At 67.7% G+C, this 17,144-nt stretch carries 16 protein-coding genes; 9 read left to right on the forward strand and 7 right to left on the reverse strand.

The window, feature by feature from the left end; genetic code table 11:
• Positions 1-33: 33 nt before the first annotated feature.
• The 6 genes from gyrB to dnaA all read right to left on the reverse strand — a co-directional run bounded on the left by gyrB (position 34) and on the right by dnaA (position 9,158).
• A complete protein-coding gene (gene gyrB / locus GAS53_RS10700) occupies positions 34-2,121 on the reverse strand; it encodes a DNA topoisomerase (ATP-hydrolyzing) subunit B (protein WP_151477247.1) in 2,088 nt (695 codons plus the stop codon).
• A 286-nt stretch (positions 2,122-2,407) separates the two neighbouring features.
• Positions 2,408-2,941 carry a DUF721 domain-containing protein gene (locus GAS53_RS10705; protein WP_151477248.1) on the reverse strand — a complete coding sequence of 178 codons (534 nt, stop codon included), beginning with the start codon at positions 2,939-2,941 and terminating at the stop codon, positions 2,408-2,410.
• Positions 2,938-4,062, reverse strand: a complete 1,125-nt coding sequence (gene recF / locus GAS53_RS10710; protein WP_151477249.1) for a DNA replication/repair protein RecF — start codon at positions 4,060-4,062, stop codon at positions 2,938-2,940. The genes GAS53_RS10705 and recF overlap by 4 nt, the downstream gene beginning before the upstream one ends.
• 87 nt (positions 4,063-4,149) lie before the next feature.
• Complete coding sequence (gnd, locus tag GAS53_RS10715) at positions 4,150-5,025, reverse strand: phosphogluconate dehydrogenase (NAD(+)-dependent, decarboxylating) (protein WP_151477250.1); 876 nt, start codon at positions 5,023-5,025, stop codon at positions 4,150-4,152.
• A 128-nt stretch (positions 5,026-5,153) separates the two neighbouring features.
• Positions 5,154-6,284 (reverse strand): DNA polymerase III subunit beta, encoded by a 1,131-nt coding sequence (gene dnaN / locus GAS53_RS10720; RefSeq protein ID WP_151477251.1) that lies wholly within the window; start codon positions 6,282-6,284, stop codon positions 5,154-5,156.
• A gap of 981 nt (positions 6,285-7,265) precedes the next feature.
• Positions 7,266-9,158: a chromosomal replication initiator protein DnaA gene (gene dnaA, locus GAS53_RS10730; RefSeq protein WP_151477252.1), complete on the reverse strand. Its 1,893-nt coding sequence runs from the start codon at positions 9,156-9,158 to the stop codon at positions 7,266-7,268.
• Between the two features lie 397 nt (positions 9,159-9,555).
• Here dnaA and rpmH point away from each other — a divergent pair, with 397 nt between their 5' ends.
• From rpmH to GAS53_RS10775, 9 genes are all read left to right on the forward strand, one after another.
• Complete coding sequence (gene rpmH, locus GAS53_RS10735) at positions 9,556-9,693, forward strand: 50S ribosomal protein L34 (RefSeq protein WP_030354375.1); 138 nt, start codon at positions 9,556-9,558, stop codon at positions 9,691-9,693.
• A 21-nt stretch (positions 9,694-9,714) separates the two neighbouring features.
• Positions 9,715-10,086 carry a ribonuclease P protein component gene (gene rnpA, locus GAS53_RS10740; RefSeq protein WP_151477253.1) on the forward strand — a complete coding sequence of 124 codons (372 nt, stop codon included), beginning with the start codon at positions 9,715-9,717 and terminating at the stop codon, positions 10,084-10,086.
• Complete coding sequence (yidD, locus tag GAS53_RS10745; protein WP_151477254.1) at positions 10,083-10,448, forward strand: membrane protein insertion efficiency factor YidD; 366 nt, start codon at positions 10,083-10,085, stop codon at positions 10,446-10,448. The genes rnpA and yidD overlap by 4 nt, the downstream gene beginning before the upstream one ends.
• Before the next feature lie 3 nt (positions 10,449-10,451).
• On the forward strand, positions 10,452-11,759 hold the full coding sequence (gene yidC, locus GAS53_RS10750) for a membrane protein insertase YidC (protein WP_151477255.1): 1,308 nt from the start codon (positions 10,452-10,454) through the stop codon (positions 11,757-11,759).
• A gap of 15 nt (positions 11,760-11,774) precedes the next feature.
• Complete coding sequence (locus GAS53_RS10755; protein WP_151477256.1) at positions 11,775-12,284, forward strand: Jag family protein; 510 nt, start codon at positions 11,775-11,777, stop codon at positions 12,282-12,284.
• 138 nt (positions 12,285-12,422) lie between these two features.
• A complete protein-coding gene (gene rsmG / locus GAS53_RS10760) occupies positions 12,423-13,139 on the forward strand; it encodes a 16S rRNA (guanine(527)-N(7))-methyltransferase RsmG (protein WP_151477257.1) in 717 nt (238 codons plus the stop codon).
• Positions 13,140-13,549: 410 nt separating this feature from the next.
• A complete protein-coding gene (locus tag GAS53_RS10765) occupies positions 13,550-14,623 on the forward strand; it encodes a ParA family protein (RefSeq protein WP_151477327.1) in 1,074 nt (357 codons plus the stop codon).
• Positions 14,620-15,729 carry a ParB/RepB/Spo0J family partition protein gene (locus GAS53_RS10770; protein ID WP_151477258.1) on the forward strand — a complete coding sequence of 370 codons (1,110 nt, stop codon included), beginning with the start codon at positions 14,620-14,622 and terminating at the stop codon, positions 15,727-15,729. Before GAS53_RS10765 ends, GAS53_RS10770 begins: the two co-directional genes overlap by 4 nt.
• 327 nt (positions 15,730-16,056) lie before the next feature.
• Positions 16,057-16,674: a GNAT family N-acetyltransferase gene (locus GAS53_RS10775; protein ID WP_151477259.1), complete on the forward strand. Its 618-nt coding sequence runs from the start codon at positions 16,057-16,059 to the stop codon at positions 16,672-16,674.
• Positions 16,675-16,803: 129 nt separating this feature from the next.
• Here GAS53_RS10775 and trxA read toward each other — a convergent pair whose 3' ends face one another.
• Complete coding sequence (gene trxA, locus GAS53_RS10780; protein WP_143641354.1) at positions 16,804-17,136, reverse strand: thioredoxin; 333 nt, start codon at positions 17,134-17,136, stop codon at positions 16,804-16,806.
• Positions 17,137-17,144 lie beyond the last annotated feature (8 nt).

A 17,144-nucleotide genomic window follows, 5' to 3' on the forward strand; every position in this document is an offset into this window, starting at 1 on the left:
AGATCCTTCCTGGTGCGGTCAGCTGAGACCGACTCAGATGTCGAGGAAGCGGACGTCCTTGGCGTTGCGCTGGATGAACGCGCGACGCGCCTCGACGTCCTCGCCCATCAGGACCGAGAAGAGGTCGTCGGCCTGGGCGGCGTCGTCGAGGGTGACCTGGCCGAGGACGCGGTGCTCCTGGTCCATGGTCGTGATGCGCAGCTCCTCGGCGTTCATCTCGCCGAGACCCTTGAAGCGCTGGACCGAGTCCTCGCGGATGCGCTTGCCGGCCTGCTTCCCCAGCTCGATCAGGGCGTCGCGCTCACGGTCCGAGTACGCGTACTCGAAGTCGTCACGACCCCACTTGATCTTGTAGAGCGGCGGGCGGGACAGGAACACGTGCCCGGCCTCGACCAGCGGCCGCATGAAGCGGAACAGGAAGGTCAGCAGCAGGGTGTTGATGTGCTGGCCGTCGACGTCGGCGTCCGCCATCAGGATGATCTTGTGATAGCGGAGCCGCGCGATGTCGAAGTCCTCGTGGACCCCGGTACCGAAGGCCGAGATCAGCGCCTGGATCTCCTGGTTCTGCAGGATCTTGTCGATCCGCGCCTTCTCGACGTTCAGGATCTTGCCTCGGATGGGCAGGATCGCCTGGTACTCCGGGTTGCGGCCGGACTTGGCCGAACCGCCGGCGGAGTCACCCTCGACGATGAAGATCTCGCACTTGACGGGGTCGTTCGACTGGCAGTCGCTCAGCTTGCCCGGGAGGGACGCCGTCTCCAGCAGGCCCTTGCGGCGCGTCAGGTCGCGGGCCTTACGAGCCGCCACACGCGCGGTGGCCGCCTGGATGGACTTGCGGATGATGTCCGCGGCCTCGTTCGGGTTGCGGTCCAGCCAGTCGCTGATGTGCTCGTGGACGACCTTCTGGACGAAGGTCTTCGCCTCGGTGTTGCCCAGCTTGGTCTTGGTCTGGCCCTCGAACTGCGGCTCGCCCAGCTTGATCGAGATGATCGCCGTCAGACCCTCGCGGATGTCGTCACCCGTGAGGTTGTCGTCCTTCTCACGCAGCAGCTTCTTGTCGCGCGCGTACCGGTTGATCAGACCCGTCAGCGCGGCCCGGAAGCCCTCCTCGTGCGTACCGCCCTCGTGCGTGTGGATGGTGTTGGCGAAGGAGTACACACCCTCGCTGTAGCCGCTGTTCCACTGCATCGCGACCTCGAGGGAGAGCAGGCGCTCCTTGTCCTCGGCCTCGATGTCGATCACGGTGGGGTGGATGACGTCTCCCTTGCGGGAGTTGAGGTACTTCACGAAGTCGACGATGCCGCCTTCGTAGTGGTACGTGACGGTCTTGACCTCTTGGATCTCGTCCGCGCCGGCCTCGTCGGCTCCCGCCGTGGCCTTCGCCGAATCGCGCTCATCAGTGAGTTTGATCGTCAAACCCTTGTTGAGGAACGCCATCTCCTGGAAGCGCCGCGACAGCGTCTCGAAGGAGTAATCCGTGGTCTCGAAGATGTCCGCGTCGGCCCAGAAGGTGACCGACGTGCCGGTCTCGTCGATGGCCTCGTGCTGAGCCAGCGGAGCCGTCGGGACGCCCAGCTTGTAGTCCTGGGTCCAGCGGTGACCGTCGGTCCTGATCTCCACGGCGACCTTCGTGGACAGCGCGTTCACGACGGAGACGCCCACGCCGTGCAGACCGCCGGAGACCGCGTAGCCGCCGCCACCGAACTTGCCGCCCGCGTGCAGCACGGTCAGCACGACCTCGACGGCGGGCTTGCCCTCGGAGGGCACGATGCCCACCGGGATGCCCCGGCCGTTGTCGACGACGCGTACGCCGCCGTCGGCGAGGATCGTGACGTCGATCGTGTCCGCGTGGCCGGCCAGCGCCTCGTCGACGGAGTTGTCGACCACCTCGTACACGAGGTGGTGCAGTCCGCGCTCACCGGTCGAGCCGATGTACATGCCCGGTCGCTTGCGGACCGCGTCCAGACCCTCGAGGACGGTGATGGCGCTGGCGTCGTACGCCGTGGCCATGACCTCGCCGTTCGAGGTGTTGGCCTCGCCGTTCGCGCCGACGTCGGTGGACGGGATGTTCTCGTTGGGGTTGCCGGAATCGGCCACGAAGCGCCCTTTCTGGCACAGCACAAACCAAGCTCTCGACGGGTGGCCGGAGCGGCTGCGGCGTGTTGCGTTGGTAAGCCTTTGTCAGCGTTGCTCGGTGTGTCCCACAAGTGGGGCGGGATTAGCCTCCAGTCTACCGGTAGCGCCGACAGTGATGGGGGTTTGCCGGTACCTGAGTCCGCATGTGCCGCCCTGAACCGGTCTCCACCGACTCCCCATATGCGGACCCGGGCTCAAAGAGGCGCAGAGCGCCACTCAGCGCTTCGAGGTGTCAACCCCCCGCAACGAACGGCATACCGCCCGGTCTGCCTCACCCGTAGGTGTCACCGGGACCCGTGCTGCCGGGCGCGCGCAGGGGGCCGAAGCGGCGGGCGGGACCCGCGGGTCCGTACACCTTGATCAGCCTGACCGTGCCGTGGCCGAGGTCCTCGTTCAGGCGAGCCACGAGCTGCGGGGCGAGCAGCCGCAGCTGGGTCGCCCAGACCGTCGAGTCGCACTGCACGGTCAGTACGCGCTCGTCCTCGTCGTACTTCTCCGGTACGCAGTGCTTGGCCAGGTCGTCGCCGACGATCTGCGGCCAGCGGCCCATGACACCGCCGACGGCGGCCGGGGTCTCCCAACCGCGCTCGGTGATGAGCCGGTTGATGGCGGAGCCGAGCGCCATCGGGTCGCGCCCGTCGGCGTGCGCGCCGGAGCGCAGACCACCGCGCCGCGCCTGCTTCTTCTGCCGCACCGCGTCCCCACGCGCGCGTGCCTGCTCTTTCGCGGCGCGCAGGGCCACACGCGCGAGGTCGACGCCGGAGGGTTCGGGCGCTTTCTTCGGCTCTGGTGTGTTCTCGCTCATACGCGCTCCACCGTGCCCTCGGACACGGTGAACCGCGTCCCCGTCAGCACGTCCGGTACGTCGTCGTCGACCGCGGCCGTCACCAGCACCTGCTCTCCGGGTGCCACGAGTTCCGCGAGGCGTTCTCTTCTGCGCGTGTCCAGCTCGGCGAACACGTCGTCGAGGACCAGCACAGGCTCATTGCCCTCGGCCCGGAGAAGGTCGTACGAGGCCAGCCGCAGCGCCAGTGCGTACGACCAGGACTCGCCGTGTGACGCATATCCCTTCGCGGGCAGCTCGCCGAGCTTGAGAAGTAGTTCGTCCCTGTGCGGTCCGACGAGAGTGACGCCCCGCTCGATCTCCTGTTTGCGGGTCTCCACCAGGGCAGCCATCAGCTGCTCGTAGAGCTCCTCGCGCGCGTGGCCGACGAGTTCCGGCGAGGAGGGCTTGTACTCCAGGGCCACGGGGCCGCCGCCGGGCGCCAGCTGCTCGTACGCCTTGTCGGCCAGCGGCTGGATCGCGGCGACCAGGTCGAGGCGCTGGGCGAGCAGCTCGGCGCCCACGCGCGCGAGGTGCTGGTCCCACACGTCGAGCGTGGACAGGTCCATCGTGCGGCCGCCGTGGCGACGGGCGAGCGCGGCCGACTTCAGGAGCGTGTTGCGCTGCTTCAGGACGCGGTCGTAGTCCGAGCGCACGCCCGCCATGCGCGGGGAGCGTGCGGTGATCAACTCGTCGAGGAAGCGCCTGCGCTCGCCAGGATCGCCCTTGACCAGCGCGAGGTCCTCGGGGGCGAACAGCACGGTCCGTACGATGCCGAGCACGTCACGGGGTCTGACCTGCGAGGACCTGTTGACACGGGCACGATTGGCCCTGCCGGGGTTCAGCTCGAGCTCGATGAGCTGCTGCCGTTCCCCCTGTCGGACGTTGGCCCTGATGATCGCGCGGTCGGCGCCCATGCGCACGAGCGGTGCGTCGGACGAGACCCGGTGGCTGCCGAGGGTGGCGAGATAGCCGACCGCCTCGACGAGGTTGGTCTTGCCCTGTCCGTTGGGCCCCACGAACGCGGTGACGCCCGGGTCGAGCGGGACCTCGACCCGGGCGTACGAGCGGAAGTCGGCCAGCGACAGATGCGTGACGTGCATGGTCGTTCGCCGACCTCCCCCAGGCTGTGGATCCGCGGAGCGGACCTGTGGATTACTTCTTCTCGCTTCTTCGTGTCTTCGTCGGGGCTACTTCTTCTCGACCGCGTGGCCACCGAACTGATTCCGCAGCGCCGCGACCATCTTCATCTGCGGGGAGTCGTCCTGCCGGGACGCGAACCGCGCGAACAGCGACGCGGTGATCGCGGGCAGCGGGACGGCGTTGTCGATGGCGGCTTCCACAGTCCACCGGCCCTCGCCGGAGTCCTGTGCATAACCGCGCAGCTTCTCCAGGTGCTCGTCCTCGTCCAGCGCGTTGACCGCCAGGTCGAGCAGCCAGGAACGGATGACGGTGCCCTCCTGCCAGGAGCGGAAGACCTCGCGCACATCAGTGACGGAGTCGACCTTCTCCAGGAGCTCCCAGCCCTCGGCATAGGCCTGCATCATCGCGTACTCGATGCCGTTGTGGACCATCTTCGAGAAGTGCCCGGCGCCCACCCTGCCCGCGTGCACGGCGCCGGAGTCGCCCTCGGGCTTCAGCGCGTCGAAGACCGGCTGCACCTTGGCGATGTTCTCGGCGTCCCCGCCGTACATCAGCGCATAGCCGTTCTCCAGGCCCCAGACGCCGCCTGAGACGCCGCAGTCGACGAACCCGATGCCCTTGGCCGCCAGCTCCTCCGCGTGCTTCTCGTCGTCCGTCCAGCGCGAATTGCCGCCGTCCACGACGACGTCGCCGGGCTCCAGGAGAGCGGCGAGCTCGTCGACGGTGGACTGGGTCGCCGCTCCGGCAGGGACCATCACCCACACCACGCGCGGACCCTTGAGCTTGCCCACAAGCTCCTCGAGGCTGTGGACATCGGCGAGGTCCGGGTTGCGGTCGTATCCGATGACGGTATGGCCTGCGCGGCGTATGCGCTCGCGCATGTTGCCGCCCATCTTGCCGAGGCCGACGAGACCGAGCTCCATCAGGTTGTTCCTTAACTAGCGACGTGGCAGGAGGGCACTTTCGTACCTGCGTCCGAGCCTAAACCCGGACGCTCCTGCACACCTGTGGGCATAGCCGCTCAGACGTACGCCCCGACCTGCGGTCTTCGTCAGCCGCTGAGCCGCACCGGCATGATCAGGTACTTGTACGCCTCGTCCGCCTCCGCGTCCACGGCGGGCTTGCCGCTGAGGAGCGCCGGCTTGGTGGACGTCGTGAAGGAGAGCTGGGCCACGGGCGAGTCGATGGCGCTCAGGCCGTCGAGCAGGAACGTGGGGTTGAAGGCGATCGAGACGTCGTCGCCCTCCAACTGGGCGTCGACCCTTTCCACAGCCTGTGCGTCGTCGCTGGAACCGGCCTCCAGGATCAGCACGCCCTGCTCGAAGGAGAGCCGCACCGGGGTGTTCCGCTCGGCCACCAGGGCCACGCGCTTGACGGCCTCCACGAAGGGGGCGGTCTCGATGACGGCGACCGAGTTGAACTCCGTCGGGAACAGTGAGCGGTACTTCGGGAGGTCGCCCTCCAGCAGGCGGGTGGTCGTACGCCGGCCCGCGCCCTCGAAGCCGATCAGGCCCTCGCCCGCGCCGGAGCCGGACAGCGCCAGGATCACGCTGTCGCCGCTCGTGAGGGCCTTGGCGGTGTCCAGGAGCGTCTTGGCGGGCACCAGGGCGACCGCGGACGCCTCGGGGTTCTCCGGCTTCCACAGGAACTCGCGGACCGCGAAGCGGTAGCGGTCGGTGGACGCCAGAGTGACCGTGTCGCCCTCGATCTCGATGCGCACGCCGGTGAGGACGGGCAGCGTGTCGTCACGCCCGGCGGCGATGGCCACCTGGGCGGCGGCGGAGGCGAAGACCTCACCGGGGACGGTGCCGGTCGCCGACGGCATCTGCGGCAGCGCGGGGTACTCCTCCACAGGCAGTGTGTGGAGCGTGAAGCGCGAGGAGCCGCACACCACGGTCGCCCGTACACCGTCTGTGGAAATCTCCACCGGCCGGTTGGGGAGGGCGCGGCAGATGTCGGCGAGCAGGCGGCCGGAGACGAGCACCGTGCCTTCCTCGTCGATCTCGGCGTCCACGGAGACGCGTGCCGAGACCTCGTAGTCGAAGCTGGAGAGGCTCAGTGCGCCTTCCTCCGCCTTCAGCAGAAGGCCGGCGAGCACAGGCGCCGGCGGACGGGCCGGGAGACTGCGTGCCGCCCAGGCCACTGCCTCCGCGAGTACGTCGCGTTCCACCCGGATCTTCACCGTTGCCGCCTCCGTCTGTTGCCGGCGCTCTCGCCCTGCTTGGCCTTCGTCGTCTGACTCGGTGTCGCTCAGCCCGCTCAGGGGAAGGACACCGGGGTCCAGTCTGACGCACCGCACTGACAGTCGGTGCCCCTCGGGGTCAAGTCGTTCCGAGCGGCACCTGAGGCGCCGAGCGCGAGTTGTGCACAGCCCCCACTTCGAATCGATTCCCAGACTCTCTCTAGTTGGGAGTAGTAGTAGGGGCTGTGGATACCGTGGATAACCGCGTATTCGCAGGTCAGGATCGGTTTTTTGTCCACTGGCCCTGTGGGCGGAGGCGGTGGAAAACCGGGGTGCGCTGTGGACGGGGAAAAGTTCTGCACACCCGATGCACAGACTCGGGGCACTTCTCCCCAGCGCCGTCCCCAGGTTTACCCACGTTCCCCACAGGCCAACCGGACACCTTGGTGTGACGCCTTTCACTCGACACGGTGAGAGGGCGCGTCGCGTTGCCGAACAGTGGACAGCGGTGTGGAGAAGCCGGGGTTCGCTGGGGACAACCGGCGCCAGCCTGTGGGCCGCCGGTGGACAACTCTCTGCACAGCCTGTGGATCTTCTCGTCGTCCACAGTCTGTGGAGATCGTCCGTCCACGAATCCACAGCCGACTGACCTGGCCTGATCGTCTTTCACCAGCACACCCTGTGGACACGATCTGGACAACTCCACAGTCCCCAGGGTGTGGACGCGAGAAAGTCCCCGGATCTGTGGAGGGCGGCCGTAACCGGGCGCGTAATTCGAACAGCGGATGCCCAGCGGGTGCCGCGCCGGTGGCCGTCGAAGGACGCCAGGCCCCCTTCCGCGGACGGCAGACCCCTTCGGCGTGGGCCAGCAGACCGCTTCGGTGCGGGACGGCAGACCCCTCCGGCGAGCGTGCCGGAACAGCGAAAGGCGCCCTCAGGAACATGTCCCGGGGCGCCCTCAGCGACGTACCGCCGTGGCTGTCAGCCGTTCTTGATGCGGTTCGTGAGCTCGGTGACCTGGTTGTAGATCGAGCGGCGCTCGGCCATCAGCGCGCGGATCTTGCGGTCTGCGTGCATGACGGTCGTGTGGTCCCGGCCGCCGAACTGCGCGCCGATCTTCGGCAGAGAGAGGTCGGTGAGCTCGCGGCACAGGTACATGGCGATCTGGCGTGCCGTCACCAGTACGCGGCTGCGCGAGGATCCGCACAGGTCGTCCACCGTGAGGCCGAAGTAGTCGGCGGTCGCCGCCATGATGGCCGTCGCCGTGATCTCCGGAGCCGAGTCCTCGCCGCCCGGGATCAGATCCTTGAGGACGATCTCCGTCAGACCGAGGTCCACGGGCTGCCGGTTGAGCGACGCGAACGCCGTCACCCGGATCAGCGCGCCTTCCAGCTCGCGGATGTTGCGCGAGATCCGGGACGCGATGAACTCCAGGACCTCGGGCGGTGCGTTGAGCTGCTCCTGCACCGCCTTCTTACGGAGGATGGCGATACGGGTCTCCAGCTCGGGCGGCTGGACATCGGTGATCAGGCCCCACTCGAAACGGTTCCGCAGTCGGTCCTCCAGGGTCACCAGCTGCTTGGGCGGCCGGTCACTGGAGAGCACGATCTGCTTGTTCGCGTTGTGGAGCGTGTTGAAGGTGTGGAAGAACTCCTCCTGCGTCGACTCCTTGTCCGCCAGGAACTGGATGTCGTCGACCAGCAGGATGTCCATCTCGCGGTAGCGCTTACGGAAGCTGTCGCCCTTGCCGTCGCGGATGGAGTTGATGAACTCGTTGGTGAACTCCTCCGAGCTCACGTACCGCACACGGGTGCCCGGGTAGAGGCTGCGGGCGTAGTGCCCGATCGCGTGGAGCAGGTGCGTCTTGCCCAGCCCCGACTCCCCGTAGATGAACAGGGGGTTGTATGCCTTCGCGGGTGCTTCGGCGACGGCGACCGCGGCCGCGTGGGCGAAGCGGTTCGAGGCGCCGATGACGAAGGTGTCGAAGAGGTACTTCGGGTTCAGGCGTGCGGTGGGCTCGCCGGGACCCGCAGCCGGCGCCGGCTGCGCTGCCAGCGGGCCGGGGGCGCCACTGGAGGCGGGCAGTGAGGAGCCGACGGGACCACCGCGGTGGACGTGGCCCGTACCGGACTGCGACGGCGGATCGGGCCGCTCGCGGCGGTCCGAACGCTGGTCGTAGTCGGAGCGGGGCTGGTTGTACCCCGGCCGCTGCTGCTCGTAGTCGGACCTCTGCTGCTCGTACGGCGAGCGGTCCGGGGACTGCGGCCGGTAGTCCTGCGAGGGCGACGCGTACGGGTCCCGGTCCGGGAAGCCGAGGCGCTGCTGCTGCCAGCCGTAGTCGTCCTGCGAGGGCCGCGGCCAGGCGCCGGGATCGGGACGCTGATAGTCGGGGTACGCGGGGCGGGCCGTGGGGAGCTGGTCCCCGCGGCCGGGCTGCTGCTGGTCGGGGCGGCCCTGTGGATGGTCGTCCATGCGGTCGTCCGCACGGTGGCGGCCGTACCCCCGGTACCCGTCACGGCCCTGGGAGGAAGGGAGCTCCGGTTCCTCATAGCGCTGCTGCGACTGGGCGGGCGGCGCCTGCGGGGCGGGGGGCTCGCCGACTGAGTCGTCGACGGTGATCGCGATACGGATCGGGCGGCCGCACTCGCGACTCAGCGTCTCGCTGACGATCGGCGCCAGGCGCCCTTCGAGGACGCCCTTCGCGAATTCGTTCGGGACCGCGAGCAGCGCGGTGTCCGCGACCAGGGCCAGCGGCTGGCAGCGCTTGATCCAGTGCTCGTCCTTCGCCTCGACACCCTGTCCGCGGCCCTCACCGAGAAGTTGCTCCAATACTCGTGGCCACACTGCGGCAAGATCGGCAGGTACGTCAGCCACAGGGCACGCTCTCTCACGGGTCCCACGAACGTGTGGTTCTTGGGACGGATTGGGTTGGAACTCAGCTTGGGCGGGCGGAACGAATCAGATGGGGCTGCGAGAAGGGAACGAATCAGAGTCCAGCCACGGTAGTCAGGGCGACCCATGCGGTTCAAGTTGTTGTCCCCAGCCTGTGGATAGTGTCTCCCGGGCAGCGCTGGTTTGACCGGATGGCGCAGCCGCGCGTACCGTAACCAGGTCGAGTTGTCGATGGCTGCTGCCGCCTGCCTCCGATGGGCACAGGTCACGTCGAGTGATCGGGAAGCGGTGCACTCGGGCGTAATACGAGTTACTCGTGGGCGCACGGTGACAGCCAGGACGGCACCCCGCAACTACCGATTCTTTCTGGAGCCCCCGAGTGAGCAAGCGCACCTTCCAGCCGAACAACCGTCGTCGCGCCAAGACCCACGGCTTCCGGCTGCGCATGCGCACCCGTGCCGGCCGCGCGATTCTCGCGACCCGCCGTGGCAAGGGTCGCGCCCGCCTGTCCGCCTGATCTCGCAGCACAGGTCATGACGTGCTGCCTACCGAGAATCGGCTGAGGCGGCGCGAGGACTTCGCGACCGCGGTACGCCGAGGACGCCGGGCCGGACGCCCGCTTCTCGTCGTCCATCTACGTAGCGGTGCAACGGACCCGCACGCGCCTGGGGAGAGCGCTCCCCCGACGCGTGCGGGTTTCGTTGTCAGCAAAGCCGTGGGCGGAGCGGTCGTCCGCAACAAGGTGAAGCGAAGGCTTCGTCATCTGATGCGTGACCGAGTGGCCCTGTTGCCCCCCGGTAGCCTGGTAGTCGTACGAGCGCTGCCCGATGCGGGTGACGCCGACCATGCACAGCTGGCCCGAGACCTGGATGCCGCCCTGGAGCGGCTACTGGGAGGGGGCGCGCGATGAAGTACCCACTGCTGGCTCTCATCAAGCTGTACCAGTGGACCATCAGCCCGTTGCTCGGGCCGGTGTGCAAGTACTACCCGTCGTGTTCCCACTACGGGTACCAGGCCATCGACCGCCACGGTGCGATCAAAGGGACGGCGCTCACCGCCTGGCGCATCCTGCGGTGCAACCCGTGGTCGCTGGGCGGTGTGGACCATGTCCCGCCGCGCAAGCGTCCGCGGTGGCACGAAATGCTGCGAGGCGCCTGGCGCGCACGCAAGGGCGGGAACTCCGCCGCCGAACCGGCCACCGAAGGGCACGGTATGTCCGACCACCCCTCGAGCCCGGCCGCCGAGACCCCGTCCCATGCTCAAGGAGCCTGATTAGTGGACACGATTGCCAGTATTTTCAGCTTCATCACGACACCCGTTTCCTGGGTCATCGTCCAGTTCCACTCGGTGTACGGCGCCATCTTCGGCCCCGACACGGGCTGGGCCTGGGGCTTGTCCATCGTGTCCCTGGTGATCCTGATCCGTATCTGCCTGATCCCGCTCTTCGTGAAGCAGATCAAGGCCACGCGGGCGATGCAGACGCTCCAGCCCGAGATGAAGAAGATCCAGGAGCGCTACAAGAACGACAAGCAGCGTCAGTCCGAAGAGATGATGAAGCTGTACAAGGAGACGGGCACCAACCCGCTCTCCTCGTGCCTTCCCATCCTGGCGCAGTCGCCGTTCTTCTTCGCCCTGTATCACGTGCTCAACAGCATCGCGTCGAACGACACCATCGGCGTGATCAACGAACGGCTGCTGGAGAGCGCGCAGAAGGCCCACATCTTCGGGGCTCCGCTGGCCGCGAAGTTCACGGACAGCTCGAACAAGGTCGAGGCGCTCGGTGCCTCGCTGACCGACGTCCGGGTGATCACCGCCATCATGATCGTCCTGATGTCGGCGTCGCAGTTCTACACGCAGCGCCAGCTGATGACGAAGAACGTCGACACGACGGTGAAGACGCCGTTCATGCAGCAGCAGAAGATGCTGATGTACGTCTTCCCCATCATGTTCGCCGTCTTCGGCATCAACTTCCCCGTCGGTGTCCTTGTCTACTGGCTGACCACCAACGTGTGGACCATGGGCCAGCAGATGTACGTCATCCACAACAACCCGACCCCGGGTTCCAAGGCCCAGGCCTCGTACCTGGAGCGCCTGCACAAGCGCGTCACGCACCACGGCAAGACGCGCGGCCGCGGTGAGAAGGCCATCGTCAAGGCCATCGTGGCCAAGGGCCGCGACCGCAACGAGTTCGAGCGCAAGTTCATCAACGGCCTGAACAAGGCGGGCCTCGCGGCCCAGGCCGACGGCACCGTGGTGAAGAGTGAGGCCTCGACCGTGGTCGAGACCGAGGACGGCACCCCGACGACGGGCGCCGCTCCCAAGCGCCAGCAGCCCAAGCGGCAGAGCAAGTCCCGGCGTCAGTCGGGCGCTGCCCAGGGTGGCCACAAGGCGGCGGGTGAGTCCGGGGCCTCCGGTTCTTCCGAGTCGAAGACCTCCCTGAGCAAGTCCGACGAACCGCAGGACGCCAAGCCCGGCCCCAAGCCGGCGGGCGGCGGCAAGTCCGCGTCCGGTGGCACCCGCAGCAAGGCCCAGTCCGGACAGCGCAAGGGTCCGCAGCGGCCCAAGTCCCCGTCCAAGAAGTAAGAAGGAGTCCATCCCGTGACGGAAGGCACCACCTCCGCCGCCACCGAGGGCGACACCCTGTCCCGCCTGGAGCAGGAGGGCGAGATCGCGGCGGACTACCTCGAGGGTCTGCTGGACATCGCCGACCTCGATGGCGACATCGACATGGATGTCGAGGCCGATCGCGCGGCTGTCTCGATCATCAGCGACACCAGCAGCCGTGACCTGCAGAAGCTGGTCGGCCGCGACGGCGAGGTGCTGGAGGCGCTCCAGGAGCTCACGAGGCTGGCCGTGCACCGGGAGACCGGGGACCGCAGCCGGCTGATGCTGGACATCGCGGGTTACCGCGCCAAGAAGCGTGAGGAGCTCTCCGAGCTGGGCGCGAAGGCCGCGGCCGAGGTCAGGAGTTCCGGCGAGCCGGTGAAGATGAAGCCGATGACCCCCTTCGAGCGCAAGGTGGTCCACGACGCGGTCAAGGCCGCGGGCCTGCGCAGCGAGTCCGAGGGCGAGGAGCCGCAGCGCTTCGTCGTCGTACTCCCCGCCTGATCCAGCACGTCGTTCTCCGGCCCCGTCTGTGTTCGCAGGCGGGGCCGAACTTTGTCAGCCTGATAGTCCCCGATGGTTCCTGATAGTCCTGGTAGTCAGCGCACACTGCGCTCAAGCGGTACGGAAGGACGGTTCCCCGTGACGGAGGCAGCGGAGCTTCCCCCTGCGCCCGAGCAGGCCCGGGCGGTATTCGGCGATCGCTTCGCAGACGCGGTTCGTTACGCGGAACTGTTGGCGGACGCGGGAGTTCAGCGCGGTCTGATCGGCCCTCGTGAAGTGCCCCGCCTCTGGGAACGGCACATGCTGAACTGCGCGGTGCTCTCGGAGGTCGTTCCCGAGGGCGTGACTGTGTGCGATGTCGGTTCCGGTGCCGGACTTCCCGGCATTCCGCTCGCCCTCGTCCGCCCTGATCTGAAGATCACGCTGCTGGAGCCGCTGCTGAGGCGTACGAACTTCCTCAACGAGGTCGTCGAGCTGCTCGGGCTCGACCATGTGACTGTCGTCCGCGGGCGGGCCGAGGAGGTCCTCGGGAAGCTGCCTCCGGTCCACGTGGTGACAGCACGGGCCGTGGCACCGCTGGACCGCCTCGCGGCCTGGGGGGTTCCGCTGCTGCGTCCGTACGGGGAGATGCTGCTACTCAAAGGCGACACCGCGGAGGAGGAGGTCAAGAGCGCCGGGGCTGCCCTGAGCAAGCTCGGCGCTGTGAACACCTCAGTGCTGCACGTGGGCGAGGGCGTAGTGGAGCCGCTCGCCACGGTGGTGCGAGTCGAGGTCGGGGAGAGCCCCGGTGGCGTGCGCTTCGCGGCCAAGCGGGCGAAGGCGGCCCGGACGGGGCGGACCCGGAGACGTCGCTGACGGTCGCCTGGGGAGGGCGGCTCGTTCAGGATGCGCGTTGTCGGGTCGAAGGATGTCTCTTGTTGGGTCGGAGGCTTGTAGGCGGCGACCCGTTCACTGATCCGTCCTGACGACGAGACGTACTCCACACAAGCTGCCAAACCTACGCATGCCGGAGTGTCGCGCGGTCGCGGTCGCGCGCGCTGTGCATCGTGTTTCACGTGAAACGTCGCTCACTGCTGCACGGCATCATCAGTCGCGGCCGCGCCGCGGCCGAACCCCGCGACCGCAACCCTCTGGGATCCCTCGGATCCTTCGACAAAAGACCCCCTCGCGGCGACAGTGCGTCCCCCGGAGAGGGCACGGAGTTGTCCACAGAGGTGGATTTCTCCACAGAACAACGGGCCTCGCTGGTTCACGACCCCGAAGACATGGGAGGCTCTGTTCATTGCGAGCCTGAAGTCGAGGAGAGTGAATCCTTGCGGTCCGACGCCAACATCGCGGGACCGATGACCGATCCGGTCCCCGGTCCCCGTACCGAGTCGATGGGGGACGATGTTTCACGTGAAACACCGCCCCCGATGGACGACACTCCCATCGGTCGTGCTGCCCAACTGGCGGTGGAGGCTCTCGGCCGCGCCGGCGAGGGCTTGCCACGGCCCGAGCAAACCCGCGTGATGGTGGTCGCCAACCAGAAGGGTGGGGTGGGCAAGACCACAACCACGGTCAACCTTGCCGCCTCGCTGGCGCTGCACGGCGGGCGCGTCCTGGTGATCGACCTCGATCCCCAGGGCAATGCCTCCACCGCGCTGGGCATCGACCACCACGCCGAAGTTCCTTCCATCTACGACGTGCTGATCGACAGCAAGCCGCTGTCCGAGGTCGTTCAGCCGGTCCCCGATGTCGAGGGTCTCTTCTGCGCGCCCGCCACGATCGATCTCGCCGGTGCGGAGATCGAGCTGGTGTCCCTGGTGGCACGCGAGAGTCGACTGGAACGGGCGATCCAGGCGTACGAGCAGCCGCTGGACTACATCCTCATCGACTGCCCACCCTCGCTGGGCCTGCTGACCGTCAACGCGCTCGTCGCCGGTGCGGAGGTCCTCATCCCGATTCAGTGCGAGTACTACGCGCTGGAGGGCCTGGGCCAGTTGCTGCGCAACGTCGACCTGGTGCGGGGGCACCTCAACCCCAACCTCCATGTATCGACGATCCTGCTCACCATGTACGACGGCCGGACGCGCCTCGCGTCGCAGGTCGCCGACGAGGTGCGCAGCCACTTCGGCGACGAGGTGCTGCGGACGAGCATTCCGCGCTCGGTCCGTATTTCCGAGGCCCCCAGCTACGGGCAGACGGTGCTGACCTACGATCCGGGGTCGAGTGGTGCCCTCTCCTACCTTGAGGCGGCACGGGAAATCGCGCTGCGTGGAGTCGGAGTGGCGTACGACGCGCAGCATGCCCACATGGGCGCACACAACGAACAGAGCATGGTGGAGGGGATCCAGTGAGCGAGCGACGGAGGGGGTTGGGCCGTGGTCTCGGCGCACTGATCCCGGCAGCACCGACAGGAGAGAAGACGGCGCCACCGGCGGCGGGTGGAGCGTCCACCTCGCCCGGGGCCGTTCCGCTGCTCACCGCGGAGCGCGGTGTGGCGGCGGCCAAGGTGGCGACGCTTCCGTCGGCCCATGTTTCACATGAAACCGAGGAGCCGTCGGCGAGCGTCTTCGGGGAGGCTCCGGCTCCGGCGGCGCCCGTCGGGGCGCACTTTGCCGAATTGCCCCTCGACTCCATCACCCCTAACCCGCGCCAGCCCCGTGAGGTGTTCGACGAGGACGCTCTCGCGGAACTCGTGACCTCCATCAGGGAGGTCGGGCTTCTCCAGCCGGTCGTCGTGCGGCAGATGGGCCCGGGGCGCTACGAGCTCATCATGGGAGAGCGGCGCTGGCGGGCCTGCCGTGAGGCGGGGCTCGAGGCCATTCCGGCGATCGTGCGGGCCACGGAGGACGAGAAGCTCCTCCTGGACGCGCTCTTGGAGAACCTGCACCGAGCCCAGCTGAACCCGCTGGAAGAGGCAGCCGCCTACGACCAGCTGCTCAAGGACTTCAATTGCACGCATGACCAGCTGGCGGACCGGATCGGCCGGTCCCGTCCTCAGGTCTCCAACACCCTGCGTCTGTTGAAGCTCTCGCCGACGGTTCAGCGCCGCGTCGCCGCCGGTGTGCTCTCCGCCGGACACGCGCGAGCCCTGCTCTCCGTCGCGGACTCGGAGGAGCAGGACCGGCTGGCTCACCGGATCGTGGCCGAGGGACTCTCAGTGCGGGCCGTCGAGGAGATCGTCACCCTCATGGGCTCGCGGCCGCAGTCGGCCCCGCGTTCCAAGGGGCCGCGGGCCGGCGCTCTGCTCTCCCCGGCACTGAGCGATCTTGCGACCCGTCTCTCGGACCGCTTCGAGACCCGGGTGAAGGTCGACCTCGGCCAGAAGAAGGGCAAGATCACCGTCGAGTTCGCTTCGATGGACGACCTTGAGCGGATCCTCGGCACGCTCGCTCCTGGCGAAGGACCGGTTCTGCAGAAGAGCCTCCTGGATGACGACTCCGAGGAGACGGAGTCCTGAGCGTCTCGGGCGGCCGGTCGATTCCGACCGGCCGGCCAGCAGAGCGGGCTGTGTCCGGTGTGTACCGGAACACGGCTCGCTCTTTGCTTTCGGACGGTATCGATGGAATCGCATCGTGGATACGATGCGATCGGGTATGGCGCATCCACCTAGCAGCACCTTCTGTGGGGAGGCGGGGGCCATGCGAACGGTGAGCCGCACCGGACTGGTGAGCGCGGGCCTGGGGCTCGGCGCGGTCGGCGGGTTCGTCGGCAGCCTGCTCAAGGAACGGAGCACTCTGACAGCCGCCCGCGACGCTGCGGGCGAAGGAAGCGAGGAACTGCCTTCATGGGGCGTCGGCTCGTACCGCTCACGCTGGACAACCTTCAGGACCTTCCCAAGCGCTGTCGCACGTGTGTCTTCTGGGAACTGGATCCAGTCAGCGGGCAGGCAGCGGTAAAAGCAGGCACACCCGAGTTGGAGAAAGAGGCCTGGATCTCCGCCGTCCTGCTGGAGTGGGGATCCTGCGGCCGGGTCGTCTACGTGGACGACGTACCGGTGGGCTTCGTGCTGTACGCACCGCCCGCGTATGTGCCGCGCTCGACGGCTTTCCCCACGAGTCCTGTCTCCCCTGACGCGGTCCAGCTGATGACGGCCTTCATCATGCCGGGCTTCCAGGGGCAGGGGCTCGGACGTGTGATGGTCCAGACGGTTGCCAAGGATCTGCTGCGGCGGGGCTTCAAGGCGATCGAGGCCTTCGGGGATGCCCGGTGGAAGGAACCGGCCTGCGTGCTGCCCGCGGACCATCTCCTGGCCGTGGGCTTCAAGACGGTCCGGCCCCATCCGACGTATCCGCGACTGCGCCTGGAGCTGCGCACGACGCTCTCCTGGAAGGAAGACGTGGAGTTGGCTCTCGACCGGCTGCTGGGGGCAGTACAGAAGGAGCCGGCACTGCGTCCGCTGTAGGGCCGCGCCCTCGGGTCCGTCGGCGGTGCGCCCTACAGCAGCCACACATGCGGATGGGCCAACCCGTCCGGGTTGGCCCATCCGTGTTTCACGTGAAACATCGCCGCCAGCTGAGGGCGGCCTGCCGGACTACTCGGCGATGAAGTCCTCGAGGTCCCGCACGATCGCGGCCTTCGGCTTCGCACCGACGATGGTCTTGGCGACCTCGCCACCCTGGTAGACGTTCAGGGTCGGGATGGACATGACGCCGTACTTGGCGGCCGTACCCGGGTTCTCGTCGATGTTGAGCTTGACGACCTCGATCTTGTCGCCGTACTCGGCGGCGATCGCCTCGAGGGACGGAGCGATCTGGCGGCACGGACCGCACCAGGCGGCCCAGAAGTCCACCAGGACGGGCTTGTCGCTCTTGAGGACATCCTGCTCGAAAGAGTCGTCGGTTACGTGCTTCAGGGTGCCGGCCACGGCGGGCT

It is taken from the genome of Streptomyces albicerus (assembly GCF_008905045.1).
Classification (GTDB): Bacteria; Actinomycetota; Actinomycetes; order Streptomycetales; family Streptomycetaceae; genus Streptomyces; species Streptomyces albicerus.